Below are 11,322 nucleotides of genomic sequence, written 5' to 3'. Positions count from 1 at the left end.
GCGTGGCGAACAGCAGGACGAATCCGATGACGGACAGTAGCGGCAGCATCCAGGGCGCGTCGGTGACCATGTTCCAGTGGCCGAAGTTCAGCACATAGTCGAAGGGAAGGAAGTAGGCCACCGGCGCCGCGATGAAACCCAGCGACAGCGCAAGCAGGGTGATGGCCACCGAGAAGTACAGGACGCCGAGCGGATGCATCAGAAGCAGGTACAGCATCGCGGTCCACGTGCGGCCATCGGTGAAGAGTTCCTTCAGCCGCGTCATCCACGGCTTGTCGCGTTGCGTGTAGAGCGGGCGGCGCGGCATGCGCTCGCCGAGCAACACCTCGACCACCCGCCCTTCCACCAGCGACAGCAGCCGGACCGACATCAGGAACAGCAGCAACAACGGGATGCCGACGATCAGGATCAGCAGGCCGGCCGACAGGCTGGTCCCGGTCACCACCCAGGTGAAATAGAACGTGCCCGTCGCCAGCGACAGCAGCATGTAGAACAGGGCGCCGTAGGTGCGGGGATCGGCTGCCACGCCGAAGAAGCGTCCCAGCAGCGACTTGCGCTTCGGCGGCACCGGCGGGCGCAATGCCCTGGCGACCGTGACCTCGGTTTCCCGGTAGATCTCGGCGACCTCCTCCGGCGCACCGTAGCTGCCGGCGACCGAAGCGATCACCTCGGCTTCCGACTTGCCCGGGTTCTCCGCCAGTTCCGAACGCAGGTACTCCTCTGCGTCGTACACGGCATCCTGGATCATCGCCTTGTCGGCGCCGGCCAGGGCCGCACGCAGCTGGTCGAGATACTCGGGGATGGTGGTGGGCAGGCTGCCCGAAACGGTGGTGGTGTTCATGCAGGAATCCCCTCAAGCACGGAATCGACGGAATCGCGGGTGGCGCGCCAGGCGGCGGCCCAGGACTGCAGGGTCTGCCGCCCTGCCTCGGTGATGCGGTAGTAGCGGCGCGGAGGTCCCGCGACCGACGGCTCGACGAAACTGTCAAGCAGGCCGCCTCCCTCGAGATTGCGCAGCACGGGATACAGCGCGCTCTGCTTGCCGCTGAGCACGCCCTCGCCCACGCGTTCGAGCTGCTTTGCGATCAGGTAGCCATACAGCGGCTCGCCGGCGCGGGCCAGGACCGCCAGCAATGCCAGCGACACGGTGCCGGCGCTGAGCTCTTTCTGGAACTTCTTCAGGTGGATGTCGGGCTCGTTCATCGCTCCCCCTCCGCGGGACCCCCGCTAGGTTGGAGAGGATGCTATTGCGAAGTTTGATATAGCGAATGTGCCAGTAGTCACCCCGTCCTGCGTCATGACGTCCAGGCACTCAGGGAGGCGCGGGAACACGCGCGCGCTGGTGGCAGGCCTGCGTGGCCCGGGCGGTCGACATGGGTAGCGTGGCGGCCCTGCAGGATTGCCGGCACCGGGACGCACGCCCTACTTGACCCGCCGCTTCTCCAGCTTGCGTGCCAGCGTGCGCCGGTGAAGTCCCAGCCGGCGTGCGGCTTCGGAGATATTGAAGTCGCTGGCCGCGAGCGCTTCGTGGATGTGTTCCCACTCCAGCGTCTTGATGGAGGTCGTGCGCGCGGTCAGTTCCACGTCGGCATCGCCCGCGGCGCGCTGGAAGGCGGCYTCGATRTCGTCGGTGTTCGACGGYTTGGCSAGGTAGTGGCRKGCGCCSAGCTTGATSGCCTCCACCGCSGTGGCRATGCTGGCAWAGCCGGTCAGCACCACGATCACCATCGACGGGTCGGCGTCGTGCAGCCGCTTGACGCTGGACAGGCCGGACGCGCCGCCGGCCAGCTTGAGATCCACCACCGCATGCGTGGGCGCGAACTCCGCCAGCAGCGCCGCCATGCCGTCCTCGCCCGCGAGATGACGCACCTGGTAGCCGCGCCGTTCGAAGGAACGCACCAGCGTCCGCGCGAACGCCGCATCGTCCTCGACGATCAGCAACCGGCGCTCAATCCTGGTCGTCATCATCCGTCTCCTCGATCGCGATCGCCGCCAGCGGCAACGTCAGCGTGACCGTCGCGCCGCCCTGCGGCCGGTTCGCGGCGTCCAGCCTGCCACCGAGCGTGCGCGCCACGTTGACCGACAGGAACAGCCCCAGGCCTCCGCCCGGCCTGCCCTTGCTGCTGTTGTAGGGCGTGCCCAGGCGCCGCAGGATGCCGGGCTCGAAGCCGGGGCCGGCATCGGAGACCTCGACCCTCACGGCGTCATCGTGGATGCGGACGTCCATCCCAACCCAGTCCGGCGACGCTTCCAGCGCGTTGTCGAGCACGTTGAACACCATCTGTCGAAGTCCGGCATCGGTGACGATACGGCGATCGAAGGGCGTCTGGTTGCGGTATTCGAAGCGGGACGGACCGCGCGCCTGTTCCCATTCATGCGCCAGATCGTCGAACAGCGCATGCAGCGTCGTCTCCGTCGGCGCCTCGGCACGCGCCTCGCCGGCGGCCATCAGGATATTGGTGACGATGGACTTGCAGCGCGCGACCTGGGCCTGCATTTCCAGCACATCGTTGTGCAGCTCGCCATCGGACGCCATGGTGGGCAGGTGCTGCCAGTCACCGAGGATCACCGACAGCGTGGACAGAGGCGTACCCAGTTCGTGCGCGGCACCCGAGGCCAGCAGCCCGATGCGCACGATGTGCTCCTCCTCCACCGCCCGCTGGCGTAGCTCGGCCAGCCGCGCGTCGCGCTCGCGCAGGATGCCGCCGATGCGGGTGATGAACACGACCAGCAGGCCGGCGATCAGGAGGAAGCACACCAGCAATCCCTGCACGTAGTGGTCGGCGAGCCCACGCGCCGGTTCCACGGCCAGCTTCAGCGGCGCGGGCACGGCCGCCAGCCCCACCACGCACAGCGCAGCGGCAGCCGCGATCACCCAGCTGCCCGGCGAGCGCAGCAGTACCGTGCCGATCACGACCTGCAGCAGGAACAGGAACACGAACGGATTGGCGATGCCACCCGACAGGTACAGCTGGATGGTCAGCGAGGCCACATCCACCAGCAGGCCGATCAGGAGCGCGCCGTGGGACACCTGCGCATGACGCCGCCACCACGCGTGGCTGGCCAGATTGAACAGCGCCAGCGCGGCCAGCACCGCGAACATCGGCGCGAGCGGCAACGCGATGTCCAGGCCGTACTGCACCACCAGGATCGTCGCCACCTGACCGACCACCGCGATCCAGCGCAGCTGGATGAGCTGCTGCAGGTTGCGCAGCCCGGCGCGGTCGTGCGAGCCGTCCATGCGGGGCACGGCGCGCCCGGGATCGTCGACGGAATCAGCCTGGCGGAAGTACATGCGGGTCCGGGGGGCGACGGAGGCGCCGATCATGGCGCAACCGGCGCTCCGACGCGACCAGCAGGCCACYGCCGACCAGCGCCAGCAACGCCATGCCGAACCAGGTCAGCGCATAGGACAGGTGCGGATCGCGGAACGTCACCACGGTCATGCCGCCGCGCGGCCACTCGCGCACGGCCGGATCGCGGTCGGCATCGATGAAGAACGGCGCGACGTCCTGGACCGGCAGGCCCCGCGCGCCGGCGATCGCGGCGACGTCGCGCGAGTACCATCGATCCTCTGCCGGCACGTTCCGGCGCAGGAAACCGCCCTCCGGCTCGCTCATGCGCAGGAGCCCTTGCACCACCACCCGCCCCTCCGGCGCAGGCAACACCGCCCCGCCGATCGGCACGAAGCCGCGGTTCACCAGCACGCGATCGCCATCGTCGGTCTGCAGCGGCTGGAGCAGCCAGAAGCCGCCACCGAGTTCGGTGACCGCCTGCGTGCGCGTTTCGCTGCCGGGCACGAAACGCCCACTGACCGACACGCGCCGGTAACTGTCGTTCGCGTCGCTGACGGACGCCCACTGAGCGCGCGACGGCGCGGGCACAGCCGCTGCGTGGATGCGCGCATCGACGCGCGCGATCAGATCGTGCTTCCACGCCATCCGCTGCAGCTGCCACACGCCCAGTGCGATGAATCCGCAGAAGGCGACCGCCAGCAGGCCGGCGAACGCGACCCGCCACCGCCTGCACGGCGCAGGAGGACGCGTCGCGGCGGCGGGATCGTTCACGGCAGGCTCTGGACCGCGTCCTGCACCTGATGCATGTCGTGCGAGCCCGGCATCATGTGGGTGTTCATGTTGTGCATGACCCACAACGTGCCGGCCAGCACGATCACCAGAAGGACGGCGGTGAAGATCAGCGCGAACAGGTTCCAGCCGCCTTCCGACTTCGGATTCATGTGCAGGAAATACACCATGTGCACGACCACCTGGACCATGGCGAAGGCCAGGATCACCAGCGTGGTGATGGCCGGCGTGGGCAGCACCTTGGCCATCACCAGCCAGAACGGGATGGCAGTCAGCACGACCGACAGCACGAAGCCGGTCGCGTACTCCTTCAGGCTGGCGTGCGGAATGCCGTCCTCGAAAACGTCGTCGTGTTCGTAAGAAGAAGAAGAAGGGTTGGCCATCACTGCACGCCCATCAGGTAGACGAAGGTGAAGACGCCGATCCAGACGACGTCCAGGAAATGCCAGAACATCGACAGGCAGGCGATGCGGCGCGTGGTGGTGCGGTTGAGCCCCCACCTGCCGACCTGTACGCACAGGACCATCAGCCAGATGACCCCGAACAGCACATGCAGCCCGTGCGTGCCCACCAGCGTGAAGAACGCCGACAGGAACGCGCTGCGCTGCGGGCCCGCACCGATGTGGATCAGGTGGTGGAACTCGTAGACCTCGATCGACAGGAACGCCAGGCCCAGCACGCCGGTGACCAGAAGCCAGCCGACCGTACCGCGGGCGCTGCGCTTCATCATCGCCAGCATCGCGAAGCCGTAGGTGATCGACGACACCAGCAGGATGCCCGTATTGATCGCGACCAGGTGCAGGTTGGGCAGGAACAGGTCGCGGCCGGACGGGCCGGCCGCATAGCTGCCGGAAAACACTCCGAACGTGGCGAACAGGCTGCCGAAGATCATCAGGTCGCTGAGCAGGTAGATCCAGAAGCCCAGCAGCGTGCCGTTCTCGGGATGATGCCTGCCCTCGGTGTCCAGGAACACCGGCGAGCCGTCGGGTCGATTCAGGGCGATGGACTCAGACATGGGCGTGCTTCGYAAGGCCTTGGTTCAGGAGTGCGCGCTCCAGCTGTTCGGTGCGCGCCTGCTCAGTGCGGGCGACCTCGTCGGCCGGAATGTAGTAGTCGCGGTTGCGGTCGAAGCTGTGCCAGATGGCATAGACGATCGTCGCCACCAGCGACACGCCCGCCAGCCACCAGACGTGCCAGATCAGGGCGAAGCCGCAGACCGTGCTCAGTGCCGACAGGATGACGCCGGCCCCGGTGTTGCGCGGCATGTGGATCGCCTTGAATCCGTCGCGCGGACGCTGGAACCCCCGCTGCTTCATGTCSGTCCAGGCRTCGKTGTCGTGSAYGMSCGGCGTGAACGCGAAGTTGTARKCSGGCGGCGGCGACGACGTGGACCACTCCAGTGTGCGGCCACCCCACGGATCGCCGGTGTGGTCGCGCAGCTGTTCGCGTCGGCGGAAGCTGATGTAGATGCAGAACAGGAACGCGGCGATGCCGATCGCCACCAGGACCGCGCCGAAGGCGGCGATCTGGAACCAGATCTGCAGCGAAGGATCCTCGAAATGGCTCATGCGGCGGGTCACGCCCATCAGGCCCAGCACGTACAGCGGCGTGAACGCGAACCAGTAGCCGGCCAGCCAGAACCAGAACGAGACCTTGCCCCAGAAGTCGTCGAGCCGGAAGCCGAACGCCTTCGGGAACCAGTGCGTCATCGCCGCGAACAGGCCGAACACCACGCCGCCGATGATGACGTTGTGGAAGTGGGCGACCAGGAACAGCGAGTTGTGCAGCACGAAGTCCGCCGGCGGCACCGCCAGCAGCACGCCGGTCATGCCGCCGATCACGAAGGTGACCATGAAGCCCATCGTCCACAGCATCGGCACTTCGAAGCGGATGCGGCCGCGGTACATCGTGAACAGCCAGTTGAAGATCTTCGCCCCGGTGGGGATCGAGATGATCATCGTGGTGATGCCGAAGAACGAGTTGACGCTCGCGCCCGAGCCCATTGTGAAGAAGTGGTGCAGCCACACCAGGTACGACAGCACCGTGATGCAGACCGTGGCGTAGACCATCGACGAGTAGCCGAACAGCCGCTTGCCCGAGTAGGTGGACACGATCTCGGAAAACACGCCGAACAGCGGCAAGATCAGGATGTAGACCTCCGGGTGACCCCAGATCCAGATCAGGTTGACGTACAGCATGGCGTTGCCGCCAAGGTCCGTGGTGAAGAAGTTGGTCCCGACGTAGCGGTCCAGCGTCATCAGCGCCAGCACCGCGGTCAGCACGGGGAAAGACACCACGATCAGCACGTTGGTGCACAGCGCCGTCCAGGTGAACACCGGCATCTTCATCAGGCCCATGCCGGGCGCGCGCATCTTCAGGATGGTCACCAGCAGGTTCACGCCGGACAGCAATGTACCGACGCCCGCTATCTGCAGTGCCCATATGTAGTAGTCCAGCCCCACCCCGGGGTCCTGATTGCCCAGGCCGGACAACGCCAGCCATCCTGCGGTGGAGAACTCGCCCAGGAACAACGACAGCATGACCAGTACCGCGCCGGCGGTGGTCATCCAGAAGCTGAAATTGTTGAGGAACGGGAATGCCACGTCGCGCGCACCGATCTGCAGCGGCACCAGGTAGTTCATCAGGCCGGTGACCAGCGGCATGGCGACGAAGAAGATCATGATCACGCCATGGGCGGTGAAGATCTGGTCGTAGTGGTGCGGCGGCAGGTAGCCCAGGTTGTCGCCGAAGGCCATCGCCTGGTGCAGGCGCATCATGATGGCATCGGCGAATCCGCGCAGCAGCATTACCAGGCCCAGCACCATGTACATGATGCCGATCTTCTTGTGGTCGATGCTGGTGAACCACTCGCGCCACAGCCAGCCCCACAGCCTGTACTTCGTGATCACCGCGAGCAGCGCGAGACCGGCGATGCAGGTACCGATGAAGGTCGCGGCGATGATCGGGTCGTGCAGCATGGGAATGGCGTCCCAGGCCAGGCGACCGGTGATTGGTGAGTGGGGGACGGAGCTTGTATCGAAAGCCATCGTGCTGATCCGGTGATTCCAGGTGGGCGCCGGCGGGGCGCGTCAGGGSGCCTTCAGACCGCCAGCGGTGGGCACGGCGGAACCGCGCTCCGCGGCCTGCGCCGTTTCGACCGTGCAGAGTTCGGCGCGGACGAACGGACCTGCGGCCAGGTTGCCCCGGCGCGGACGTTGCAACGCCTGCATGCCGTCCAGGCCGCGGCCGCCCATGGCGTCGTAGGCCATCATCTGGTCCATGCACAGGCGGTCGGTGTCGACGCAGCGATTGACCACCGCATCGAACAGCCCCGCATCCACGGACGCATAGAGGCGGGAGGGCTCGCGCGAACTCGGCACTTCCAGCTGCAGATACTCGGCGCGGGTCAGCGCCTTGCCGCCGGCACGGGCGCCTTCGATCCAGCGATCAAAACCTTCGTCGGACAGCGCATGGAAACGGAAGCGCATGTGCGAAAAGCCCTCGCCGCTGTAGTGCGAGGAAAAGCCTTCGTACTCGCCCGCCTTGTTGATGACGGCATGCAGCTTGGTCTCCATCGCCGGCATCGTGTAGATCATCCCGGCCAGCGCCGGCACGTAGAACGCGTTCATCGTCGACGACGAGGTCAGGCGGAACGTGATCGGGCGATCGACCGGCGCGGCCATCTGGTTGACCGAGGCGACGCCATACTCGGGATAGACGAACAGCCATTTCCAGTCCAGCGCTACCACCTGCACTTCCAGCGGTTTCACCTCCTCCGGCACCGGACGCCCTTCGGCGATGCGTCCCAGCGGGCGATACGGGTCCAGCAGGTGCGTGCCGATCCACGTCACCGCACCCAGCGCGATGATGATCAGSAGCGGCACACCCCAGATGACCAGCTCCAGCTGCGTCGAATGGTCCCAGTCGGGCTTGTAGGTGGCCTGCGTGTTCGACGCGCGGTAGCGCCACGCGAACCAGAACGTCAGCGCGATCACCGGGATGATCACCAGCAGCATCAGCGCCGTCGCCACCAGGATCAGGTTGCCCTGGCGGATGGCGATGTCGCCGGCGGGATTGAGGACCTGCAGGTTGCAGCCCGACAGCACGGCGGCGGCGGGAATCGCCACGGCGGACGGCAGGGCTCGGCGCATGAGGGACATGGGCGTGGGGCTTACGGATTGATCGTGATCAATGTAGTGCGCGGGCCCGGCATGGAGTATTGGACGTTTTGTCCTATCGCGGCGAGGGGTACGGTTTGCGACCCTATGGGCGTACCTTTCCCCTGGTCCGACCCGGCAGCCCCGTCCCATGGCCTCCATGAACCCCACGCGATCCACCCACGACCACGGCACCAAGGCCCATGCCGATGTCGCCCCGGGCGAGATCGCGGTGGGCGTGGTCATAGGGCGTGCGTCGGAATACTTCGACTTCTTCGTCTTCGGCATCGCCTCTGCGCTGATCTTTCCCGCGGTGTTCTTCCCCTTCGTGGATCGCCTGGAAGGCACGCTGTGGTCGTTCGCGCTGTTCGCGCTGGCCTTCGTCGCGCGCCCGTTCGGCACCATGCTGTCGATGAAGATCCAGGCGCGCTGGGGACGCGGCATCAAGCTGACCGTGGCGCTGTTCCTGCTGGGCACCGCGACGGCCGGGATCGCCTTCCTTCCGGGCTATGCCGCGTTGGGCGCGACGTCGATCGCACTGCTGGCGTGCCTGCGCGTCGTGCAGGGCCTGGCCTTGGGCGGCTCGTGGGACGGCCTGCCCTCGCTGCTAGCACTCAACGCGCCCAAGGAACGCCGCGGCTGGTACGCCATGCTGGGCCAGCTGGGCGCGCCGGTCGGCTTCATCGTGGCGGCTGGGGTGTTCGCGTTCCTGTACGCCAACCTGGAAGAAGCCGACCTGTTGACGTGGGGTTGGCGCTATCCGTTCTTCGTCGCGTTCGCCATCAACGTGGTGGCACTGTTCGCTCGGCTGCGCATCGTGGTGGCCGACGAATACCAGGACAAGATGGGCGAGCTGGAACTCGAGCCCACGCCGGTGCGCGAGTTGTTCGAGGCCAAGGGCCGGCACGTCGTGATCGGCGCGTTCGCCGCGCTCGCGAGCTATGCACTGTTCCATATCGTCACGATCTTTCCGCTATCGTGGATCCTGCTGTATTCGCAGCAGTCGGTCGTCGGTTTCCTGCTCGTGCAGATCCTCGGCGCCTTCATCGCCGCCGGCGCCATCGTGGCGTCGGGCCTCATCGCCGACCGCGTCGGCCGTGCACGCACGCTCGGCGGCCTGGCCGTCGGCATCGCGATGTTCAGCGGCTTCGCACCGACCCTGATGGAAGGCGGATCGTTCGGCCAGGGCGCCTTTATCCTGATCGGCTTCGCCCTGCTCGGCCTCTCCTACGGCCAGGCGGCGGGCGCGGTCACCGCGAATTTCGGTCGCCGCTACCGCTACACCGGTGCAGCACTGACATCCGACCTGGCCTGGCTGATCGGCGCCGGCTTCGCCCCACTGGTGGCGCTGGGCCTGTGCGCCAACTTCGGGCTGGAATGGCTGGGCGCCTACCTGCTGTCCGGCGCACTGGGCACGCTGATCGCGCTCGGCATCAACCGCGCGAAGAACTACAAGAGCTGATCGTCCACGGGGGCGTCCACCGCCCGCGCTTACGGCGCACTACAATCCGGGCATCCCGTGTCCAGGAATGCCCATGCGCCGTCTCCCGCTGCTGCTCGCCTGCCTGCTCGCCCTGCCCACCGCGTACGCCGCCGAGCCCCCGAAGTACCTGAGCGCCAAGGAGATCCTGGACGCCTCGCCGGACGCCGACTGGCGCACGCTCGACCCGGCGAACACGCTGTACATGGACGTACCGGGCGGACGGGTCGTGATCGAACTGGCGCCCGCCTTTGCGCCCGAGCATGTGGCCAACATCCGCACGCTGGCGCACGAGGGCTTCTGGAACGGACTGGGCATCTATCGCTCGCAGGACAACTTCGTGGTGCAGTTCGGCGATGCCGATGCGGAAGACACCGCCAAGGCGAAATCGCTGGGCACGGCGAAAACGAAGCTGCCGGCGGAATTCGCGCGCACGGGCAAAGGCGTGTCCTTCACCCGGTTGCCGGACGCGGATGGCTGGGCGCCCGAGGTCGGCTTCGTCGATGGCTTCCCGGCGGGGCGCGACCCTAAGACGAACAAGGTCTGGCTGGCGCATTGCTACGGCGCCCTGGGTGCGGGCCGCGGCGGCCCGCCCGACAGCAGCAACGGCAGCGAGCTCTACGTGGTCACCGGCCAGTCGCCGCGGCAACTCGACCGCAACATCACCCTGGTCGGCCGCGTGGTGAAAGGCATGGAACTGCTCAGCGCGATCCCCCGCGGCCCCGAGCCGATGGGCTTCTACGAGAAAGCCACCGAGCGCACCCCCATCACCGCCGTTCGCCTCGCCAGCGATTTGCCCGATGCCGAACGCACCCCGCTGCAGGTCCTGCGCACCGATTCAAAGACCTTCGCCGCCGCCACCGAAGCGCGCCGCAACCGCCGCGACGGCTGGTACGTGCGCCCGGCCGGCCATATCGACCTCTGCAACGTGCCGCTGCCGGTGCGCGAAGCCAAGCGTTGAGCCACTGATCATCCGGTGGGAGCGACGTCAGTCGCGATGAGGCCGTGCGACGACGTCCTCGCGACTGACGTCGCTCCCACAAGAACGCGACAGCCTCATGTCGCCCGCTGGCTCACCGCCACGCTGCCCAGGATCAGCGCGCCCGCGGCCAGCATCGCCAGCGTGACCGGCTCGCCGAGGAACGCCCACGCGAAGCCCGCGCCGAACAGCGGCACCAGGTAGGTTACCGTCGACGCACGTGCCGGACCGATGCGCTGGATCAACCGGTAATACAGCAGGAACGCGTAGCCGGTGCAGACCACGCCGATGGCGATGGCCGCCCCCCATGCACCGGGCGCGATGCTGGCGGTGGGCCAATGCGTCGCCGCGAACGGCAGCACCAGCAGCGCCGCGCAGCCCAGCGTCGCCGCCGCCGCGGCCGCCGGCGGGATGCCCGCCAGATGCTTGCGCACCAGGTTCACGCCCACGCCGTACAGCAATGCCGCCGTGGAGCCGGCCACCACCGCGCCGCCCACACTCAAGCCACCGGCCTTGCTCGTCGCCAGCACGACCACGCCCACGAAACCCACGAGCAGCGCCAGCGAACGGCGTGTGCCGATCTTCTGGCCGAAGAACAGGAAGCCCACCAGCGCCGCGAAC

Annotated in this window: 12 protein-coding genes; 2 read left to right on the top strand and 10 right to left on the bottom strand. The window is 67.2% G+C overall.

Translation table 11 applies throughout. The annotated features are described in order from the left end of the window. From AC04L7_RS04940 to cyoA, 9 genes are all read right to left on the bottom strand, one after another. Positions 1 to 841 (bottom strand): sensor domain-containing protein (locus AC04L7_RS04940; protein WP_475512621.1); only part of this gene is annotated, 841 nt, incomplete at its 3' end. Beyond that, complete coding sequence (locus AC04L7_RS04935) at positions 838 to 1,203, bottom strand: PadR family transcriptional regulator (protein WP_296282516.1); 366 nt, start codon at positions 1,201 to 1,203, stop codon at positions 838 to 840. The genes AC04L7_RS04935 and AC04L7_RS04940, both read right to left, overlap by 4 nt. A gap of 219 nt (positions 1,204 to 1,422) precedes the next feature. Then, positions 1,423 to 1,965 (bottom strand): response regulator transcription factor, encoded by a 543-nt coding sequence (locus AC04L7_RS04930; RefSeq protein ID WP_475512620.1) that lies wholly within the window; start codon positions 1,963 to 1,965, stop codon positions 1,423 to 1,425. Beyond that, positions 1,949 to 3,328, bottom strand: a complete 1,380-nt coding sequence (locus AC04L7_RS04925) for an ATP-binding protein (RefSeq protein ID WP_435997439.1) — start codon at positions 3,326 to 3,328, stop codon at positions 1,949 to 1,951. The genes AC04L7_RS04930 and AC04L7_RS04925 overlap by 17 nt, the downstream gene beginning before the upstream one ends. Further along, positions 3,276 to 4,067, bottom strand: a complete 792-nt coding sequence (locus AC04L7_RS04920) for an SURF1 family protein (protein WP_475512619.1) — start codon at positions 4,065 to 4,067, stop codon at positions 3,276 to 3,278. Before AC04L7_RS04920 ends, AC04L7_RS04925 begins: the two co-directional genes overlap by 53 nt. Next, entirely contained in the window at positions 4,064 to 4,468 is a 405-nt protein-coding gene (gene cyoD, locus AC04L7_RS04915) for a cytochrome o ubiquinol oxidase subunit IV (RefSeq protein WP_435997435.1), read from the bottom strand. Before cyoD ends, AC04L7_RS04920 begins: the two co-directional genes overlap by 4 nt. After that, entirely contained in the window at positions 4,468 to 5,100 is a 633-nt protein-coding gene (gene cyoC / locus AC04L7_RS04910; RefSeq protein WP_435997433.1) for a cytochrome o ubiquinol oxidase subunit III, read from the bottom strand. The genes cyoD and cyoC overlap by 1 nt, the downstream gene beginning before the upstream one ends. Continuing rightward, positions 5,093 to 7,132 (bottom strand): cytochrome o ubiquinol oxidase subunit I, encoded by a 2,040-nt coding sequence (cyoB, locus tag AC04L7_RS04905; protein WP_475512618.1) that lies wholly within the window; start codon positions 7,130 to 7,132, stop codon positions 5,093 to 5,095. The genes cyoC and cyoB overlap by 8 nt, the downstream gene beginning before the upstream one ends. 42 nt (positions 7,133 to 7,174) lie before the next feature. After that, positions 7,175 to 8,236 (bottom strand): ubiquinol oxidase subunit II, encoded by a 1,062-nt coding sequence (gene cyoA / locus AC04L7_RS04900; RefSeq protein ID WP_435997430.1) that lies wholly within the window; start codon positions 8,234 to 8,236, stop codon positions 7,175 to 7,177. A gap of 166 nt (positions 8,237 to 8,402) precedes the next feature. Here cyoA and AC04L7_RS04895 point away from each other — a divergent pair, with 166 nt between their 5' ends. Together AC04L7_RS04895 and AC04L7_RS04890 are read left to right on the top strand one after the other, a co-directional pair. Then, complete coding sequence (locus tag AC04L7_RS04895; protein WP_296282526.1) at positions 8,403 to 9,704, top strand: MFS transporter; 1,302 nt, start codon at positions 8,403 to 8,405, stop codon at positions 9,702 to 9,704. Between the two features lie 67 nt (positions 9,705 to 9,771). Beyond that, the gene (locus AC04L7_RS04890; RefSeq protein WP_435997428.1) at positions 9,772 to 10,683 is read left to right on the top strand and encodes a peptidylprolyl isomerase; all 912 of its coding nucleotides are present in this window, start codon (positions 9,772 to 9,774) and stop codon (positions 10,681 to 10,683) included. Between the two features lie 95 nt (positions 10,684 to 10,778). On the opposite strand, the gene AC04L7_RS04885 is transcribed toward AC04L7_RS04890, so the two are convergent. Then, positions 10,779 to 11,322 (bottom strand): DMT family transporter (locus tag AC04L7_RS04885; protein ID WP_475512617.1); only part of this gene is annotated, 544 nt, incomplete at its 5' end.

The sequence above is a fragment of the Pseudoxanthomonas sp. LjRoot204_2 genome, assembly GCF_056175765.1.
Note: the sequence above shows the minus strand (reverse complement) of the source record. Positions and strands in the feature narration are given on the sequence as shown.

Coding starts and splice junctions, on each gene's coding strand:
- AC04L7_RS04935 (WP_296282516.1), bottom strand. CDS start 1,203: ATGAACGAGCCCGACATCCACCTGAAGAAGTTCCAGAAAGAGCTCAGC.
- AC04L7_RS04925 (WP_435997439.1), bottom strand. CDS start 3,328: ATGATCGGCGCCTCCGTCGCCCCCCGGACCCGCATGTACTTCCGCCAG.
- cyoD (WP_435997435.1), bottom strand. CDS start 4,468: ATGGCCAACCCTTCTTCTTCTTCTTACGAACACGACGACGTTTTCGAG.
- cyoC (WP_435997433.1), bottom strand. CDS start 5,100: ATGTCTGAGTCCATCGCCCTGAATCGACCCGACGGCTCGCCGGTGTTC.
- AC04L7_RS04895 (WP_296282526.1), top strand. CDS start 8,403: ATGAACCCCACGCGATCCACCCACGACCACGGCACCAAGGCCCATGCC.
- AC04L7_RS04890 (WP_435997428.1), top strand. CDS start 9,772: ATGCCCATGCGCCGTCTCCCGCTGCTGCTCGCCTGCCTGCTCGCCCTG.